This is a genomic window from Anaerobacillus alkaliphilus, from assembly GCF_004116265.1.
Classification (GTDB): Bacteria; Bacillota; Bacilli; order Bacillales; family Anaerobacillaceae; genus Anaerobacillus; species Anaerobacillus alkaliphilus.
The window spans coordinates 129,073-148,626 of the sequence record NZ_QOUX01000037.1 but is presented as its reverse complement, the minus strand read 5'-3'; the positions used below and the strand labels follow the sequence as shown (position 1 = coordinate 148,626).

17 protein-coding genes are annotated in these 19,554 nt (G+C 35.5%); 6 read left to right on the top strand and 11 right to left on the bottom strand.

Annotated features, from left to right (window positions below; genetic code table 11):
* Nucleotides 1-68 precede the first annotated feature (68 nt).
* Nucleotides 69-1,175, bottom strand: a complete 1,107-nt coding sequence (locus tag DS745_RS11685) for a BMP family lipoprotein (RefSeq protein ID WP_129078417.1) — start codon at nucleotides 1,173-1,175, stop codon at nucleotides 69-71.
* Nucleotides 1,176-1,522: 347 nt separating this feature from the next.
* On the opposite strand from DS745_RS11685, the gene DS745_RS11680 reads away from it, so the two are divergent.
* Nucleotides 1,523-3,952 (top strand): glycogen/starch/alpha-glucan phosphorylase, encoded by a 2,430-nt coding sequence (locus DS745_RS11680; RefSeq protein ID WP_129078416.1) that lies wholly within the window; start codon nucleotides 1,523-1,525, stop codon nucleotides 3,950-3,952.
* 215 nt (nucleotides 3,953-4,167) lie between these two features.
* On the opposite strand, the gene DS745_RS11675 is transcribed toward DS745_RS11680, so the two are convergent.
* The 3 genes from DS745_RS11675 to DS745_RS11665 all read right to left on the bottom strand — a co-directional run bounded on the left by DS745_RS11675 (nucleotide 4,168) and on the right by DS745_RS11665 (nucleotide 5,983).
* Nucleotides 4,168-4,425, bottom strand: a complete 258-nt coding sequence (locus DS745_RS11675; protein WP_129078415.1) for a hypothetical protein — start codon at nucleotides 4,423-4,425, stop codon at nucleotides 4,168-4,170.
* A gap of 485 nt (nucleotides 4,426-4,910) precedes the next feature.
* On the bottom strand, nucleotides 4,911-5,096 hold the full coding sequence (locus DS745_RS11670; RefSeq protein ID WP_129078414.1) for a hypothetical protein: 186 nt from the start codon (nucleotides 5,094-5,096) through the stop codon (nucleotides 4,911-4,913).
* A 116-nt stretch (nucleotides 5,097-5,212) separates the two neighbouring features.
* A complete protein-coding gene (locus DS745_RS11665) occupies nucleotides 5,213-5,983 on the bottom strand; it encodes an inositol monophosphatase family protein (protein WP_129078413.1) in 771 nt (256 codons plus the stop codon).
* 144 nt (nucleotides 5,984-6,127) lie between these two features.
* Between DS745_RS11665 and DS745_RS11660 the strand changes: the two genes are divergently transcribed.
* Entirely contained in the window at nucleotides 6,128-7,129 is a 1,002-nt protein-coding gene (locus tag DS745_RS11660) for a phosphotransferase enzyme family protein (RefSeq protein WP_161568244.1), read from the top strand.
* 28 nt (nucleotides 7,130-7,157) lie between these two features.
* On the opposite strand, the gene DS745_RS11655 is transcribed toward DS745_RS11660, so the two are convergent.
* The 5 genes from DS745_RS11655 to DS745_RS11635 all read right to left on the bottom strand — a co-directional run bounded on the left by DS745_RS11655 (nucleotide 7,158) and on the right by DS745_RS11635 (nucleotide 10,884).
* Nucleotides 7,158-8,006, bottom strand: coding sequence for a DMT family transporter (locus tag DS745_RS11655; protein ID WP_206662930.1), 849 nt, complete (start codon nucleotides 8,004-8,006; stop codon nucleotides 7,158-7,160).
* A 66-nt stretch (nucleotides 8,007-8,072) separates the two neighbouring features.
* Entirely contained in the window at nucleotides 8,073-8,615 is a 543-nt protein-coding gene (locus DS745_RS11650; protein WP_129078410.1) for a DUF3189 family protein, read from the bottom strand.
* A 75-nt stretch (nucleotides 8,616-8,690) separates the two neighbouring features.
* Entirely contained in the window at nucleotides 8,691-9,173 is a 483-nt protein-coding gene (locus tag DS745_RS11645) for a YqeG family HAD IIIA-type phosphatase (RefSeq protein WP_129078409.1), read from the bottom strand.
* A 304-nt stretch (nucleotides 9,174-9,477) separates the two neighbouring features.
* Nucleotides 9,478-10,467: an HD-GYP domain-containing protein gene (locus tag DS745_RS11640; RefSeq protein WP_241657802.1), complete on the bottom strand. Its 990-nt coding sequence runs from the start codon at nucleotides 10,465-10,467 to the stop codon at nucleotides 9,478-9,480.
* 54 nt (nucleotides 10,468-10,521) lie between these two features.
* Entirely contained in the window at nucleotides 10,522-10,884 is a 363-nt protein-coding gene (locus DS745_RS11635) for a response regulator (protein WP_277750919.1), read from the bottom strand.
* Nucleotides 10,885-11,168: 284 nt separating this feature from the next.
* Here DS745_RS11635 and DS745_RS11630 point away from each other — a divergent pair, with 284 nt between their 5' ends.
* The 3 genes from DS745_RS11630 (at nucleotide 11,169) to DS745_RS24580 (ending at nucleotide 14,619) form a co-directional block, all read left to right on the top strand.
* Complete coding sequence (locus DS745_RS11630; protein ID WP_129078406.1) at nucleotides 11,169-12,305, top strand: amidohydrolase; 1,137 nt, start codon at nucleotides 11,169-11,171, stop codon at nucleotides 12,303-12,305.
* A gap of 419 nt (nucleotides 12,306-12,724) precedes the next feature.
* On the top strand, nucleotides 12,725-14,377 hold the full coding sequence (locus tag DS745_RS11625; RefSeq protein ID WP_129078405.1) for a M20/M25/M40 family metallo-hydrolase: 1,653 nt from the start codon (nucleotides 12,725-12,727) through the stop codon (nucleotides 14,375-14,377).
* Between the two features lie 74 nt (nucleotides 14,378-14,451).
* Nucleotides 14,452-14,619 (top strand): hypothetical protein, encoded by a 168-nt coding sequence (locus tag DS745_RS24580; RefSeq protein ID WP_161568243.1) that lies wholly within the window; start codon nucleotides 14,452-14,454, stop codon nucleotides 14,617-14,619.
* 44 nt (nucleotides 14,620-14,663) lie between these two features.
* On the opposite strand, the gene DS745_RS11620 is transcribed toward DS745_RS24580, so the two are convergent.
* Complete coding sequence (locus DS745_RS11620; protein ID WP_161568242.1) at nucleotides 14,664-15,920, bottom strand: ATP-binding protein; 1,257 nt, start codon at nucleotides 15,918-15,920, stop codon at nucleotides 14,664-14,666.
* Between the two features lie 161 nt (nucleotides 15,921-16,081).
* Nucleotides 16,082-17,770 carry a methyl-accepting chemotaxis protein gene (locus DS745_RS11615; RefSeq protein WP_129078403.1) on the bottom strand — a complete coding sequence of 563 codons (1,689 nt, stop codon included), beginning with the start codon at nucleotides 17,768-17,770 and terminating at the stop codon, nucleotides 16,082-16,084.
* A 398-nt stretch (nucleotides 17,771-18,168) separates the two neighbouring features.
* Between DS745_RS11615 and DS745_RS11610 the strand changes: the two genes are divergently transcribed.
* Nucleotides 18,169-19,518, top strand: a complete 1,350-nt coding sequence (locus DS745_RS11610) for a glycoside hydrolase family 18 protein (RefSeq protein ID WP_129078402.1) — start codon at nucleotides 18,169-18,171, stop codon at nucleotides 19,516-19,518.
* Nucleotides 19,519-19,554 lie beyond the last annotated feature (36 nt).

Sequence of the window (19,554 nt, the reverse complement as noted above, 5' to 3'; positions counted from 1 at the left end):
CGCAAAATACTTTATAGTAAGCAAAGGCTAGTTAGAAAACTAGCCTTTGAAGTTAGAGCCTATACGATTTATTGGTTAATAAAAGCTGCGTATTCTTCATCATTCATCGGAACTTTAATTTCACCACTTAGGATTTTACCCTTATACTCTTCAACTTTTTGTAATGCTTCTGCAGATACATTTTCTGTTGTAGGGGCAATTCCAACACCTTCTTGCTCTAGACCAAACTCAACAATTTGACCACCAGGGAAATCGCCGTTCATTGTTCTTTCAGATACAAGGTACACAGCTTGATCTACACGCTTAATCATTGAAGTTAAAGTTACATTTTCAGGGAGACCTTCAGCATGTTGGTCTTTATCAACACCAATTGCCCAAACATCTTCACCAGCTCTTTTGCGTTCTTTTGCTTCTGTAAATAATCCGTTTCCAGTACCTCCAGCAGCATGATAGATAATATCAGCGCCTTGAGCATAAATAGTTCCAGAGATTTGTTGGCCACGAGCAGCATCATTAAATGACTCCGCATATTGAACAATAATTTCAGCATCTGGATTTACTGCTTTTACACCAGCTTTGAAGCCATTTTCAAACTTCTTAATTAGGAAGCCTTCAACTCCGCCTAAGAAACCAACTTTGTTTGTCTTCGTTGTAAGACCTGCGATAACACCTACTAGGAATGAACCTTCGTGTTCACTAAACGTAATATTTGCCACATTATCCAAGAAATTTCCTGCATCATCAGTAACAACCATGTCTACGATTGCTAATCGTGCATCAGCTTGTTGCTCCGCAACCGCTTTAACATCATCACCCATTAAAAATCCAATTGCAAAAACAAGATCATTTCCTTCACGAACTAATCTGTTTAAGTTTGGTTGATAGTCTGCAGCGTCACCAGATTGTAAGTATCCTACTTCAGCTCCGAAGTCAGCTTCGAATTGTTGTAGACCTTCCCAAGCTGATTCATTGAACGATTTATCGTCAACTCCACCAACATCTGTAACCATTTTTACTGAGAAGTCAGTTGTTTCCTCAGTTGCTGCATCTCCACCACCTGTAGTTTCTGGTGCTGCAGGAGCTGGATCAGGAGTAGCTCCTTGTCCACAAGCAGACAATAATGTTCCCGTTGCCAATACTAACGACATAAGTATTGGAAATTTTTTCTTTTTCATTTTTTTATCCCCCTTTATTCTGAGTGATTAAATAAGTATCATGCTTACAATTTCCAATTTGCTTATTTTTTAAACAAAAAGAAAATATGTATGACGTCAGACTTCAACAAATATGTAAAATTTTTGCTCCTACTTCATATTTATGGCAAGCATCATACTCTTAATCAGCATAAATATACCACTTCCAATAAGCTTTTAAAAGAAGAATTTGTTTATTTTTTAGTATAACTTAATAATTTTTTTAAGTTCGCTTCTGAATTCATTTCTTTCACATAATTAATAATTGGAACGTTATTTCTCACATCGAAGTGTTACGATTTCCGAATTAAAATATGAGGAGTGAAGTTATGAGCTTTTCAAAGGAAGAATTCAAAATTGAATTTACCAATCGTCTAGAAAAACAGATCGGTAAGAATATTGCCGATGCGACTATACACGATGTTTATGTCACACTTGGACAATTTATCCGTGAATATGTATCGAGGGATTGGATTGAAACAACTACTAACTATAAAGATAATCATGAAAAACAAGTTTACTATTTTTCGATGGAATTTCTAATGGGACGATTGATGCAAACAAATATTATAAATTCTGGATTGGCTGAAATTATTAAAGAAGGATTAACAGAAATGGACTTTCAATTAGAAGATGTCTATAACGAAGAACATGATGCTGGTCTTGGTAATGGTGGTTTAGGACGCCTTGCTGCCTGCTTTCTTGATTCGTTAGCTTCCTTAGACTTTCCTGGTCATGGATGTGGCATTCGCTACAAATATGGGCTTTTTGAGCAAAAGATTATAAATGGTTACCAAGCAGAATTACCTGACTACTGGCTACAAGAAGACTATGTTTGGGAAGTTCGTCGTGCTGATCAGACAATTGGAGTACGTTTTGGTGGCTACGTAGAGATGAGGGAAGAAAACCAGAAGCTATCTTTCAATCACAAAAACTTTGATACAGTCTTAGCTGTACCATACGATGTTCCTGTTGTTGGGTACTTAAATTCCACAGTCAATACATTAAGGCTCTGGAGTGCAGAGTCCTGCCGAGAAGACTTTAATTTACTGACATCAAATAGAGTAGATTATGATAATTTTCTCGAATACAAAAGATCTATTGAAGATATTTCTGGTTTCCTTTATCCCGATGATTCTACGATAGAGGGAAAAATTCTCCGCCTTAAACAACAATACTTCCTTGTTTCTGCTGGGATGCAAAGTATCTTCAAACAATTTAAATTAGAGTATGGCAATAATTTATCCCTTTTATCAGAAAAAATTGCGATCCATATTAATGACACGCATCCGGTTTTGATTATTCCTGAATTAATGAGAATTTTAATTGACGATGAAAACCTCAGCTGGGAGGAAGCATGGAACATTACTCAGAAAACAGTTTCCTTTACAAATCATACAACATTAAGTGAGGCGCTGGAAAAATGGCCGGTCTCTATGGTAAAACAGTTATTACCTAGAATTTATATGATTATTGAGGAAATAAACGAACGTTATTGTCGTGAACTATGGAGTAGTTATCCATACCAATGGGATAAAATTTCTTCCTTAGCAATCGTTGGCAATGATGAAATTCGAATGGCTCACTTGGCTGTCGTAGCATCTTATTCTGTTAACGGTGTTGCAAAAATTCATACAGATATTTTAAAGAAGAAAGAAATGAAAGATTTCTACGTACTCTATCCCGAAAAGTTTAACAACAAAACTAATGGTATTACGCACCGTCGTTGGTTATTGAATGCAAATCCAAGATTAACCTCTACTATTAATGAGGCAATTGGGACTAGATGGATTAACAATCCAAAAGAATTGACTAGTTTAATAAAATATTCAAACGACGCAGCCTTTCAAGAAAAGATTGCTACTGTAAAGAAAGAAAATAAAGAAAGACTTGCAAACTATATATACGAAACGAATGGAATAAAAGTAAATCTAGACTCTATTTTTGATGTTCAAGTAAAACGATTGCACGCTTATAAACGACAACTGCTCAACGTGTTTCACATTATTCATTTATATCAAGTATTAACTGACAACCCAAATGTAAATATTACCCCAAGAACCTTTATCTTTGGTGGAAAGGCAGCCCCTGGGTACCATTATGCAAAGAAAATTATTAAACTAATCAATTCAGTAGCTACAGTCGTAAATAACGATCCAACCATTCAAGATAAGCTAAAAGTAGTTTTCTTAGAAAACTACAGTGTCTCATTAGCAGAAAAGATTATGCCAGCAGCTGATATTAGTGAACAAATTTCTACAGCAAGCAAAGAAGCCTCCGGAACAGGGAACATGAAATTCATGATGAATGGTGCCCTAACACTAGGAACACTCGATGGAGCAAACATAGAAATTTGTGATTTTGTTGGAAAAGAGAATATCTTTATTTTTGGATTAACTGCTGACGAAGTCTTGCAACTCTCTACTGAGAACTCCTATCGAGCCCGTGATATCTATAATAACGACTATCGGGTAAAGAATGTTTTAGATGAACTAATGAAAGATCGCCTTCCTGGGGGAGAAAGTGAGTTTAAAGATATATATTACTCAATCCTATCTAATAATGATGAGTACTTTGTTTTAAAAGATTTTGATGCTTATGCGGAAGCTCATGAACTTGTGGATCAAACCTACCGCGACCGTAAAAAATGGCTTAGCATGAGTGTTACGAATATTGCACACTCCGGTAAATTCTCTAGTGATCGTACGATTCAAGAATACGCTACAGACATCTGGAAAATAAGACCAAGGCTTAGCTAGCTAAATAAACAAAACCCCTGGCATAAAGCCAGGGGTTTACTCTCTTTAAGATAGGCTGTTTTCGCAAAGTTTGTTGCTTAAAAATACTAAGAATTCACAACTAAGTTAGTAAGTATTGCTCTTTTCTTACATAATTTATTGGCTGATATCTTCATCTAGGGTATTTTTCCGATTATTTTAGGGTAAAAAAGCCACAATGTTTACGAAAAAGAGCCTTAAGATAAGACCATTGTCTCATTAAGCTGATCAAAATCTAACTTTTTACCATCAAAAAGCCACTGATCGTTTTCAGTAATAAAAAATCTTATTCCATCTTTTTCTATAATATAAGCCTCTTCTTCTAGCATCTCTTTTTCTACCCCTAAAAAGAAACCTTCAGCACCGCGAACAAATAAGCGAACTGCTTCATGATCTCCTAACATAAATTCGTGTTTGTAAAAATTTGCAGCTGATTGACTAATCTCAAATAACATTTAAATTCCCCCTCTTTGGTTTTCAGTTATTTGTGAAGTAATTCACAAATTCTGATAAAAAAATTTAGCTCCCTAAATATCTTTTTTCTATTTAATTTCTTAACTTATAAACCTACTTTACTATTGTTTTATCTTTCTATCAATAGACTTCACAAAGGCTACACATTTATTTCTATAATGATAATTTCTTACTTCCCTTCATATATATTACAAACCGATATTTAGGAGGACAAAGATGAAATTTCGTTATAAAATTCCCTCTGATTGGAAGCTTGCTATAAGTTCCTCATACACAAAATTCCTTATTCGATGGTTTAGTTTTTGGAAGAATTGGCACTACGTGAAATTCTATTTTTATAACTCGCCAAGGCATTTACTGAAAACGAGAAAGTATCATCGGAAATTAAGACGACTGGACAAGGCCACTAGTTCCCAAGAAAAGAAGATAAATTCTTTCTTGCAATCAGAAGGGTAGAGGCTCACCTCTACTCTTCTAAGATATTTATGATAGCAGTGTAAGTACTATCGTCAATCTGGATCACTTGGTGGACCAATACTTTTGCGCGTTTATGTTGTTTCTTTTCCGTACTAATAATCTCCACTAATTCTCTTCCTAGCTCATCATCTTTTTCTAACTTAATATCATAAATGGATTGCTCTATAACATTCATAGTTTCCTCTCCTTCGTAAAGATTAGATCCTTAGATCATATCTACGTTACACATGTCCAATAATTGAAGAAGAAGTTTCGACAAATAAAGAGGATGACTTATTGTCATCCCCCCTTTTAACCACTTACTAGTGTATCTAACGCTTCATAGATTGACTCATTTCCAACAATTACAAAGATACCCTTTTCGCCATTTATCCTTTTAATACGTCCTTTTGCTTCACTAACGATCAAAAGTCCTGCCTCTATATCCCAAGGTTTTAGTTTTAACTCCCAGTATCCATCAAATCTACCTGAAGCAACTTGACATAAATCTATGGCCGCACTACCTGTACGTCTTATCCCAGCAACCTTGGTTACGACATTAACGAAGTTGTCTACATTATTTTGAGGATCAGACGCCCGGTCATATGGAAAACCTGTTGCTAGAACAGCAAGTTGTAATCTCTTAATTTGAGAGACTTGTATTGGTTCACCATTTAATTTAGCACCATAGCCTTTCATAGCTTCATATAGTTCACCAAGTTTTGGTACATAGACAACACCCAAAACTGTCTCATCATTATATTTAACTCCAATGGAAATACAAAATAAAGGAAATCCATGGGCAAAGTTTGTCGTTCCATCAATGGGATCAATGACCCATTCGTAATTTTCATTTCCATCATGAGCACCGCTTTCTTCTGTTAAGATACGATGTCCAGGATAATTTGTATGTATCTTATTTACGAGGAAGTTTTCTGTCCAAAGATCAACCTCTGTGACAATATCAATTTCAGCAGACTTATATTGTAAATTCATTGGCTGGTTAAAGCGTCTAATCTGTTCTTCTCCTGCTTCATAAACCCAAGATTTAATATCTGATAAGATTTGCTCCCATTCTCTCATACTTATCCCCCCAAATGAAAATTCTCATAATAGTATTATAGCTATAAATTGATGAGATAGCGAAAATTATTACTAAACAAATCAGAAGTTCAATGGTAATATTTACATAATAAAAATAACTTTAGAGAGGTTAGGGGATTTATTTTGGAAAAAGAAGTAGAAGTTCTTTTTAGTGATGATGTAATTAATTATGGCAAAATAATATTTGGTTTGGACAATGATAGCTTGGAAAAACTAGGAAGCTTCGAAAACTACGTATTCTCTGCAAGAAAAAACAACGAAGAGTGTATTCTTCGATTTACGCATAGTAGTCACAGAACAAAAGAGCAGGTTGAAGCAGAGTTAGCGTGGTTACAGTATCTACAGGCTAATAATGCACCTGTCTGTGGACCATTCCCATCAGAAAGCGGAAATTTGGTAGAAATAATTGAAGCAGAAGGAACACACTTTTTTGTTAGCCTTTTCGAAAAAGCAAAAGGTAAGGCAGTCAAGGTTAGTGATGCATGTTTTAATGAAAAATTATTCTTTGCATGGGGAAAAGCAACTGGGGTGTTACATCGATTAAGCGAAAATTATGTTGAAGCAGAAAAAATTGTAAAACGTCCCGATTTAGTAGAAGAATTTGATTTTCAATTTGCTCCTTCTATTCCTAGTGATGATTTACCTATTCAAGAGAAAGTCGAGAAAATATTGAATGACGTCAAGAGCATACCAAAGGATTCGGAACGTTATCGCTTAATACATTCCGATATTCACTCTGGAAACTTCTTTTTTGATGGTGAAACTATAACAATCTTTGATTTTGACGATGCTTCTTACCACCATATCATTAGTGATATTGCTATTCCAATCTATTACTCGGTTTGGTTTAATTCAAGCTTAACTGACAAAGAAACTTTCATTAATGAAACATTTCTGCCAGCTTTCATGAAAGGCTATTTAAGCGAGCATGCCATTGACTTGAATATCCTAAAAGATATCCCACTATTTTTAAAACTGAGAGATTGTGAGCTTTATGGTGTACTTCATAAGAAATGGGACTTGAGTACGTTAAATGATAAGCAAAAATCAGTCTTAAACGAATTAAGAGAGAGAATTATCTTTGAAACTCCTATTGTAAGTGTTCAAATTCCAGATTATTTTTAGAAAGTTAGGAAGCTGTTATTGCAGCTTCCTATTTATTTTTTATGGTCACATAGATAGCCATACTCAAAATAATAACAATCCCAAAAACCTCTTGAACTGTTGGAATTTCTGCTAAGAAAAAGATAGCCGCTATAATACCATATACAGGTTCAAGAACAGCAATAATACTAGCGGTTTGTACGTTTACTGATTTTAAGCCCTCAATGAATAAAACATGTGATACACCGGTGAAGATAACCCCTAAAATAATTAGTAGAAATATATTTTTACCTTCATAATGAAAGGGAACAAATAATAAAAATGGCACTAAAACAATAAATGCAAAACAATTTTGATAGAATCCAACAATAATACTAGAATAGCCTCTTACCAATTTACGATTTAATATTGATAAAATTGAAAATGTAACTGCTGATAAGAGTCCCCATATTACACCTATAAATAGGTGGTTTTTAAAATTGAATTCTTGAACAATTAACAGTACACCAATAGAGGTTATCAAAGCAAACATCAGATTTTTTCTATGAAATCGCTCTTTTAAAAGAATTGGTTCTAAAAAAACTGAGAAGACTGGAAACGTAGCAAATGTAATTAGGCCAATTGCCACTGTTGATACCTGAATGGAATAAAAGAAGCTAGACCAATGAATAGCTAGAACTAATCCTAGTAAAAAAAACAATATGAAGTCTTTTTTGTATGTAAGACTGAAAGAGAGCTTTATAGATTTCATAATAAAAAATAAAAATATTGCTGCAAAAAAGACTCTTCCAAGTACAATTAAAACGGCAGGATATGCTATAAATTTAGCAAAAAGACCAGAAAGACCAAATAAAACGACTGCAAAGTGAATAAATAATAGATGCCGATTCCCACTCAAGATATTTCTTCTCCTTTAAGAAAAAGCACACCTTTGTCTTGGTGCGCTTAGTGTTAACAACATATGTTAGTTATGGGAACTAGAGTCTCCGAACAGTTTGTTTGCTTCTAATTGTTTATTTTCTAAGATTTCCACTTGTTTAGAAGTTGTTCTTCCAGTTGACTTTGTTTTCTCAACCAATGAAACGATATTATGATACGTTTGGTGCGCCCCTTTAATCAGAAGGGGAATGCCAATGAAATCAATATGGAAACGTCTTGAAAATAAACCTCCAAAAGTCATAGCCATAGGAACTGTAGGAGATGCATTTGACAAGATTACCTTATCCGTTTGAGGGTGGTCATCGTTTACCAAGAAAAGAAGCTCTTTTAAGGCTGGAACCAATGCCTTTGACTTTCCTCTCCCTAACGTGTAAACCTTGTGACCCTCTTCATCTTTCCCATGAAATATAATTCTACCCATATCCTTAGTTGTAAGCTTATTAAAGATATCGATGTTTAATATCTCTTCTTTTGTTGGAAGTCGATCTTTAGGCAGCTTATTCAAATGGTATGCTGCTGCTAACGCAGATGAATGCGTTCCACCATAACAATTATAAATGTAGATCATATATCAACACCCTAACCGTTTTTTTTGCTCCATTAAATGGGACATTAAAAGGTAAATTGCATTAGTTAGTATACCTTACCACATTTTTTTTATGCTTGCCTCCAGACCCCTTTTCCAACGCACTGTCCATGGTTCATGTTCAATCCCTAAGGGTTTTACAAGGACTGTTTTCATCTTTAAAAGCTTACCACATAAGACATCAGTAAATAGTTGATCTCCTAAGAAGATACTATCTGTCTCTTTAACACCAATTTCCTTCATGATCGATCTTATTTTACTTGGGGCTGGTTTATTACATCTTCCATAGCCAGGAATATTGTAAGGTTTCGTAAAACGATCCACTCTCCCTTGACTGTTATTTGATACCACAATTAATTTAATTTGATTAGCTTCTAGCCTTTCATGCCAACGGGTAAATTGATCATCACCCAATTGATCATGAGCTGCTAACGTACTATCAAGATCAGAAAATATTGCATGGACATTGTTATCTTTTAGAAATTGTAAAGAAACATCCGTAAAGTGTTCAAATTCATAACTTGGTTTAAATATTTTCATTTATATCACTCCCTCTGTTTTATTTTACACATATTTATCTTAAAGAAACGTTCAATGAAATGGCTTGTACGTCTTCTCGTTGCAGTTGCCCAATTTCTTCTTTTAAAATAGTGAGAGTTCTTTTCTACAACATTCATTCTATTCTTGTTTCGATATTTTTAAAAGAAAAATGTCCAAAAATTATTATGTTTCCTTTAGCTTTAGACTTTCATAACATTCAATCCTTATACAAGCAAAACAAAAAAATAAGATTGACTAATAAAATAGAAGAGAAAATCTTCTATGTATTTATTAGTCAATCCTGTTATTGATCACTGATTATATCATTATAAACTTTCTCAATAAATAACGTAGATTGTTCGCTTAAATCGACTTCATCACTAATTCCTTCAACTTTTATTATCGGACGGTGTAAATGGCTCTCAATTCTGGTAACAATCCCAAATAACCCATTATTTAAACGTATATGAGTACCAGGTGGATAACTAATTATCCCGTTTGTAAAGCTAAGGACTACATGGTGACTATATTTCTTTTCAACTAAGGCCATAATTCTTTCAATTGCCTCATGCGGTTGTATGCCACTTTCTGATACCATGTTCTCATAATCATTGGCTACACTACAAATCTGCGCAAATTCTAAAATATCATTCCCTTTTAAACCTCTAGGGAAACCAGAGCCATCAAAGGCTTCGTGGTGCTGATAGGCAATGTGTGACACTAACAACGAAAGTTCTCGATTTGCTTTTAAATACTGAAAACCTTTATCAGGATGTTGAGAGTCTTCAGTTGTTAGAACCTTTCCAATGTCATGAAGAAGGCAACCAAGACCAAGACTATTAAGCTGAAGTTGATTTAGATTTAGTCTTCTCCCAATTTGCAATGATATAAGAGTAACATTCACAGCATGGGCATATTCTGATAATTTCTGATCAATCGACGATGTAGGGATCAAGATAATTGCTTTCCGTTGTGAAACTTCATTAATTAACTTTTTGACAGATTGTTGCAGTTCAGAAAGTACAATCTCCTTGCCTCTTCTTACCTGCTCATATGCTCTTTCGACTGTAGCTATCGCATCAATCCATGTAGGCATGTCGATCATTTCATCTAATGTAATCCCAACTGATTTTGCGTCTTCAATTATTAAACTTCTAATTCCAATTTCTCTTAATTTCTCCATATACTTAGGATGAATAGTTGAACCACCCGCGAGCAGAACTCGTTTACGATAATCAATAATTGGCTCCGCAAGCTGCATCGTTTTTCTATCATATTCCTCCATGCTAATCATACGCACTCTGTATTACCCCTTAAATCTTAATCATTTTTGTAGGAAGTTTGACTGTTATCTAGATAGAACCTTCCCAATTGATTCATTAATTCGTTCCGCATTAAATGGTTTCACGATAAAATCAGCCGCTCCTGATTGTATTGCTTCGATAACCATTCCCTGCTGTCCCATCGCTGAGCACATTAAGATCTTTGCTTTTGGATCAATTTTTTTTATTTCCTTTAATGCTTGAATCCCATCCATTTCAGGCATTGTGATATCCATCGTCACAAGCTCTGGTTGGGTTAATTTGTATGTTTCAACAGCCTCTAAACCGTTTGCAGCTTCACCAACAACTTCATGACCAGCTTGAGAAATAATATTTTTTAATGTCATTCTCATAAATGCGGCATCATCTACAATCATAATTCTTGCCAAACTATTTACCCCCATAACTATGTTGTATGTATTTACTCTAGATTGAATGGTACTAATGGTTTGTTTCTACCATAACCCAAATAAAACAACTCGTTAAGTACTATTTTTCTAGTAATATAGTACTATTAGCACTCACATATATCTATTTTACTTTTTATCACTTACTGTTTCAATGAATAACTACGAATTGTTAATTACTACTAACTAACAATTTTACAATTGCTAAATTCTGTTTTATGATTTATTTAGGGATTCGAATTAAATGCATTGAAGGAGGTTAAACAATGAGAGCTTACATTGGTGCGAAGATTATCGTCGGTACTGGAGAAGTCATTGATGATGGAGTATTACTGGTGAAAGACAAACAGATTTTTGATATTAATAAAAATATAGCAATTCCAGAGGGAGCAGAAGTAATTAGTCTAATCGGCAAAACCATTACCCCTGGAATTATAGATGTACATACACATTTAGGTGTTCACGAAGAGGGCGTCGGCCCAGCAGGTGCTGACTTCAATGAGATTACCTCTGCATCGACACCCTTTGTACGTGCCTTAGATGGTATTAATCCAATGGAAAAAGGTTTTGAAGTGGCACGACGTTCAGGCATTACTACTGTGCAAATACTTCCAGGAAGTGCAAACGTCATTGGTGGAGAAATTGTTGCAGTGAAAACAACCGGAAAAATCGTCGATGAAATGATCGTAAAAAGTCCTTCTGGAATGAAGGCTGCATTTGGGGAAAACCCTAAACGAGTTCACGGCGATAAAGTTGCTAAAACGAGAATGGGTGTAGCGGCTGTATTCCGCCAAGAATTTATCAAAGCTCAAAACTACTTAAACAAAATTGAACTGGGAGAAGATGTACCTCGTGATTTAGGTCTTGAAAATTTAACTAAAGTACTTAAGAAGGAAATACCACTCAGAGCTCATGCCCATCGAGCTGACGACATTATCACTGTGCTCCGACTAGCAAAAGAATTTAATATTGACGTAACCATCGAACATTGTACTGAGGGGCATCACATTGCAGAGTATATTAAGAAACATAATGTCATGGTTGCTGTTGGACCAACAATGTCATCAAGATCTAAGGTTGAAAATGCCGATAAGGGTTGGCATACGTTACTTGCCCTAGAGGAAGCAGACGTACCGTTTTCAATCACAACGGACCACCCAGTAGTTGGAATTGAATATTTAGTTACCTCGGTAGCTCAAGCGGTCAAACACGGTTTAAGAGAGGAAACAGCTTGGAAATCCGTAACTATCAATGCGGCAAAGCACATCGGAGTAGAAGATCGCCTAGGATCTCTCGAAAAAGGCAAAGATGCTGACTTTGTCATTTGGAGTGCTCATCCTTTCGATGTAACGGCAATTGTAGAGCAAACAGTTATTGATGGAAATGTTGTTTTTTCAGTTTAACTAAACAATGGAAGAGAGCGGACACCTCTTCCATTGTTTAGTTTTTATTTTGGAGGACATATATTCCGCTAATTTCGTATTTTTTGCCTATTTTGAACTTTAAAGGACATAGGATCTCTTATTCTAGTGAAAACTCTTGCTTTTCGTGTTTCTCGGTAATAGCGGATCCTGTGTCCTCCAAATTGGGAAATATGCCTTTTTGGGAGAAATAGCGGAACGTGTGACTGCGAATATCAGCGGTTGCAATTTTATCGGTCTTCGATCAACTCTGTTCTATATATGAGATAAATAACCATGGATATTAAGAGCCTTGCTACTAGTTTAATAGAAGAAAATTAATTTGTGATCGTTTATAATAGTAAGAGCAAGTCAAATCTAATCTTCAAGTTTCTTATCTTCTTATAAAGGAGTTTTATAACATGTTAAATTGCCGTGAAGAGATTTATTTCTTAACGAACCAACATGTAAACATTGAGAGTATCGTAAATACAGAAGGGGAAAAAGAAATTAGTCAAGCTATTCACACGCTAATTGCATCGTACCCTTATTTTCGCACGAATCCTGATTACTGTATAAGACAACAAACATTAAATGACGATCGTGAACGGTATAACGTAGTAGCATTCGTGAAAGGGACAAAAAATCAAAGTAACAAAACAGTAATCTTAATGGGACACTTAGATACCGTTGGAATTGACGATTTTAATCATCTGAAGGAGAAAGCCTGTTTCCCGGAAGAGCTTAGAGAAGCACTAAAAGAAGAACAACTACCAAATGTAGTAGCACAACACTTACAATCTGAACAATATATGTTTGGACGTGGAGTACTAGATATGAAAAGTGGGGTAGCGAGTCATTTATATCTATTAAAGTATTATGCAGAACACCCAGAGGAACTAGAAGGGAACCTAGTAGTTGTAGTTGAATGTGACGAAGAAGATAGTTCACACGGCATACTCTCCTCACTTCCTTTGTTAAAACAGTTAAAAGATGTCCATAAGTTTGAGTATGTTGGTGCGATTAACGCTGATTTCGTGTCACCACGTTATGAAGGCGATCCTAATCGTTATATTTATAAGGGGACTGTAGGAAAACTCCTTCCTTCCTTTTTTATTACTGGATCTGAAACACACGTAGGTTCTTGTTTTGAAGGATTAGATCCAAACTTTATTGCAGCAGAGCTGACTAAACAAATTAATTATAATCCTGAATTATGTAATGAAGCCTTCGGGGAAACAACGGTTCCGCCTGTCTCGCTAAAGCAAATGGATTTAAAGCCTTCATATACTGTACAAACAGCTCTTTCAGCTTACGTGTATTTTAACTTCTTTATTCATTCTTGGTCACCAAAAGAAGTATTAGAGAAATTAAAGGGGCAAGCAGAACTTGCGTTTTCCAATGCCCTAGAAGCATTTAAGGCGCGCTACAAACAGTTTAGTGAAATAAGTAATCAGCCGTATTTAGAAGTTGCTTGGCGTTCTCGTGTCATGACCTATGAGGAAATGGATCAGATGTTACTAGCCAAACATGGTGATGCTTATGTTGCGCACATGGCAAAATTTAAACAAGAATTACTTTTAGATACTAGCCTGGATACTAGAATGTTTTCCGCAAAGGTAGTAGAAGAAGCGTGGAAATGGATGGCTGATAAAAGCCCTGCAATTATTGTCTTTTATTCCTCTTTATATTCACCACGAATTGAGGTAACAGGTAAAGACGAGTTAGAAAGAAATTTAATTGCCTCTTTAGACTTTGCTGTAAGTAAAATTCAGCCGAGCTATGAGCATCCAATTGTGACGAGAAACTTCTTCCCATTTATCTCAGATATGAGCTTTGTTGCATTAAGTGATGATGAAGAAGGAATTAACGCAGTTTCAAGTAACACTCCGTGCTGGGGTTCCAAGCTATTTGTTAACTATCAAGATATTCGAGATATTAATGTCCCGGTTATTAATATTGGTCCTTACGGCTTTGATGCCCATAAACAATACGAACGCGTTGAGCTTTCCTATTCTTTTGAAGTCGTACCAAATTTAACAAATGAAGTTATCAAAAATTTATTGAAGTCATAGGGTTATTTTCTCCAATCTCCTCAGGATAATATTCATTACCAAGGGATAAATTAACATTGTCTGGAGGTGAGGTTGTGGCGAAGAAAAATCGAATTCAAAACAGTGATGTTGCCGCCCTTGGAAATGATGATGTAAGCTCTGAGGTTGAGGTACGCAGTGGCAAGATTACTAATGAGAATAATAGAAATCTTGAAGATGATCCAGATTTTGCAATTGGACAAAAGCCTGATGAAATTAAATAAGTAGTAAAAAGAGACTATTTCTAAAAAATAGTCTCTTTTTGCTACTAATGATTACGAACTTTAGGTAACTGTATTTCTACAGTTGTCCCGACTCCTTCTTCACTATGATACAAGATCTTCCCACCATGTTGCTCAACAATTTTGTGACTTACCGTTAATCCTAAACCAGTTCCTTTTTCTTTTGAAGAATAAAAAGGCTCTCCAATTCTCTTTAAGAATTCTTTAGAAATACCAGTCCCCTCGTCTTTAACGCTAACAGTCACATTTTCTGAACCATCTTCACTAATGTCAACCCAAACATTTCCTTTTTCATCTGAAGCCTCAATGGCATTTTTGATGATGTTTACGAATAGTTGTTTTAATAAGTTTTCCTCGCACTCAATAAATACTTCACTTTGAGGAGAAAAGTGGATAAGAACGTTGTTCATATTTGCTTGTGTTTCCAATAATGAAACAATATCAGTAACGATCTTCTTTAAATTATTTGTAGCAAATTTAATTTTTTGTGGCTTAGCTAAAAGGAGCAACTCTCCTGCAATATGATCTATTCGATTTAATTCGTTTGTCATAATTTCATAATATAATTTATTTTCTTGATCTTTTTCCTCAAGTAATTTTACAAACCCTTTAATAGACGTTAACGGATTACGAATTTCATGGCCGACACTAGCTGCTAGTTCACCAACAACTGATAACTTCTCGCTCTTCATCAACTGCTCTTCAGCAATCTTTTTATCTGTAATATCTCGTCCAATAACTACTAAGCCTTTGCGAGAGCCGTCCTCATTAAACAGTGGCACCTTAACGGTATCAAAGTATTTTTGAGAGCCATCTGGAATTGGAATTACTTCTTCGTACCGAGTAATTTTACCGTTTTTCCACGTCTCTTCATCTGATCTCCCACAATAGAGCAAAGCTTCTCGATAAAAGTCCGTATAATTGGCAAGTTCGGCATCCTTCTTTCCACGGTAATCAACATCCTCTAATTGAAATAATTTAAGGCCAAAATCGTTCGCTTCAATCCAACGGCCCTCTCCATCTTTAAAATTAACGAAATCTACCATGGAATTAATCAAGGTTGTCAATTTCTCTTCTTGTTCTTTTGAGGTGTTTAATGTTTCGATTTTAGTCAGTACAAAATACATTAACAGTGTAGTAAGTAAGACGTAAATAATCCCTTTAACTTGTTGAACAATTATCATGTATTCTACAGGAGTATATAATCCAGCAATATAATCAGTGACAAACATCCAGATGACACCAACAAATATATATCCAAATAAAAGCTTGCTTTTTTTCAAAACAATGGCTCCTTTTTCATTAAGGTAAGATGTTGCAACTTTTATTTTAACATATTTGAACATCTTTATATGTTGGTAATTATTTATGACATGTATTTATATTGTCTTTGCAACACCCAGAAAATTTAAATGCCACTACCTAGGTCGGTAGTGGCTACTTGTTATACTTTAAATTTCGAAACTAATTGTTGTAATTCAGTTGCCATCCCATTTAGCGTTTGAGCTGAAGAAGAAATTTCCTCCATGAGGGCAAGCTGTTCTTCTGATGATGATGCGACATTTTGAGAGTTCATAGAAGCTTCCTCAGCAATTAAGCTAGTTTGCTGAATAGATGCAGCAACTTGCTGAGAACTTGCAGACATCTCTTCTGACGTAGCAGAAATTTCTTGAATTTGCTCGGTAACCTTTTGAACCGCTGCTAAAATTCGGCCAAATACTTCTCCTGCCTGATTTACTAACATTAATCCAGTTTGTACTTCATCATTTACTTTGTCCATAGAGCTGATAGACATTGACGTATCTGACTGAATTTCTTCCACTAACTTTGAGATTTGATTGGCTGATCCAGCTGATTGTTCAGCCAACTTTCTTACTTCATCAGCTACAACCGCAAATCCCTTTCCATGGTCTCCAGCTCTGGCTGCTTCTATCGCTGCGTTAAGGGCTAGTAAATTAGTTTGTGAAGCAATGCTCGTGATTACCTCAATAATCTGGCTTATTTCCTTTGATCGATCACCAAGCTCACCGATCGCTGTAACAGATTGATTAACTGATGCATTGATTGTTTGCATTTGTCGAATTGCTGTATTTATGACCTCATTGCCTGACTCAGCTTCTTCTGTAGTACTTATTGACGATTCAGCAACTTCCGTAGATGCCTCTGCAATACGCTGTATACCTATCGCCATTTCTTCAACAGCACGAGTCGCGTCAGTAGCTCCTTGTAATTGCGTTTGTGTACCTACTGCAACATCTTGAATAGCAGTAGCTATCTCCTGGGCAGCTATTGTTGATTCGCTAGCACCAGCAGACAACTGTTCTGAAGCGATAGTTACCTGTTTGGTCGTTCCTGAAACATGAGCAATTAATCCTTGAATTGTTTCAATCATTGAATTAAATGCTAAGGAAAGCTGTCCAACCTCATCCTTGCCTTTCACCTCGAGACGAACAGTTAAATCCCCCTCACTGTTTGATAGCTCTTTTAACTTGTTTGAGACATTGTATAACGGCCTAGTAATAGCCCTTGAGATAAACCAAGCAATTAACACTCCAATAACAATACTAACACACAATAAAACAATATTTATAAGCGAGCGCATCTCTATATATTCATTGTTTTGTATAACTAGACTAGCGATGCGTTGGTTCTGAATTGCTTCAAATTCACTTAAATTCCTGCTAAAAACGTCACGAACCTTCGCATAATCTCCTTGGTATATATTTGTCATATGTACCCGATTTACACCAGCCAATTTTATCATTTCTGTTTCAAGATCCGCTAGTTGTTCGTTATATTCGCTTAATTCCGCAAATATTTCTTTGCCACGTTCTGTTACGAGTAAAGGGAGTACTTCTTCAAATGTTTGTTCTAATTGTAGAAGAAGCGCTTCATATTTTTCCCGTTCAACCTTATTTGTTGGCTCAAGCATAATTCCTTTTAAAGCATCTGTAACAGCTAGATCCTCATATCGAATTTGTTTCGATAAATTTAGTAAGTGCATATCTCGTTCAGTAAACGCTTGAAAATTATTCGATACTGATTTTAAGGACGAGAACATTATCAGGGCCATAACTGTGGTTAGTAATAAGACCAATCCAAATCCAAGTAACAGTTTATTTCTTATGCTCATGACTATAAACCTTCTTTCCTAAAAATTCTGACTTAATATCTTGTAATGGGGGAGTAGAGGGTATTATAGTAATTTTCACATGTAAGATAAAGATCAGCAATCACCTAAGTCTCCTATCTTTCTAGATGAACTAGGAATGTTTTCTTATATACTAGTTTTCTTTAGCGATTACCAAATATAATTGATGACTATTTACCTACACGATAAACCTATTATTTTAGTAAACGATATAAAAAGTACTAGAAACCTATACGGTTTTCGTATTTTTATCATAGGTCCTATGACTTATGAATTAACTTTCTCATAACCATACCCTTGTCCTATTAAAATACTTCCCGAACTAAGGTACTCTAGTATTACAAAGCTAGATTTACACAACTACTTAGGAGGAGATTAGAATGAAACAGAAATTACTCACAGCATTCCTCGTTACCTTGCTTTTCTTATTACCAATAACAATCGAAGTAGAGGCTAAAGGGCCTGGAAACAGCAGTCAAAACAGTAAACACAACCGAACTGTTGAGCCTATTGTAAGTCCTATTGTTGAACCTACTGTTGAAGAACCAGTAGTTACTCCAATCCCAGAAAACAATGACCCAATTGAGGAAGAGCCAAAACAAAGCTTATTCACCTACATCGTTCAATCTGGAGATACCCTTTGGAAACTATCAATGACATTTGGAACTACAGTTGAAGAAATCAAAACCATAAATAAACTAACATCTGATATGATTTTCGTTGGCCAAGTCCTTCTTATCCCAGGAGTAACTGAACAACCTGCGGAGCAACCTGTTATTCAATCAGATTTTCTTATCTTAGGTTACTACACAAAGTATTGGAGCACTGATTTAAATTCCTATCGCTCTTTAGAGTCTTATCACACACACTTAAACTCAATAGCTGTGACTACGTTTCAAGTAGATAATAAAGGAAATATTGAGTCAATGGCAGCCCCAGAAGCTTTAAAACTAGCAAAAGAAAAAAGTGTAAGAACATACGCAACGATCCAAAATCACTTTCAACCTGCACTTACTCATACCATCTTATCTAGCAGTGAGTTGCGTAAAACAACAATTACTAACATCTATGCTGTCGTTTTAGAAAATGATTTTCATGGTGTAAACATTGATTTTGAAAACATGTATGCTACTGATCGGCAATTATTCAATCAATTTATTAAAGAAGTATCAGAGTTTTTCAAACCAAAGGGTTATGATGTAATTGTTTCAGTTACAGCTAAAACAGCCGATAATCCAACATGGGCTTGGAGTGGTACGTTCGATTATGCCTTCTTGGGTCAGCATGCAAAGCTACAATTAATGACTTATGATAATTCAGGTACATGGTCAGCTCCAGGCGCAACATCGGGTGTTGATTGGGTAGAAAATGTTTTAAAGTATGCGACAGCATTAGTACCTTCTGAAAACTTACTTATTGGATTACCAGCTTACGGGTATGAATGGTACTCTGCTACAGGACAAGGCATTCGGGCCTTATCAATGCGACAAATTGAAACTATTCTTTCTCAAACAAAAGCGACTGTTCACTTTGATGAAAAGACACAAACACCATTTTTCAGTTATCGAGATGATCAAGGCACAGAGAGAGTCGTATGGTTTGAAGATGAAAGAAGTATTTCTGCAAAAATGAAGCTTGTATCTAAGTATAACCTTGGCGGAGTGTCCATGTGGAGAATGGGGCAAGAAACAGACCAATTCTGGCAAGCAGTTACTACTCATCTAAAATAATGATAGAAAAAACCACTTTCATATGAAAGTGGTTTT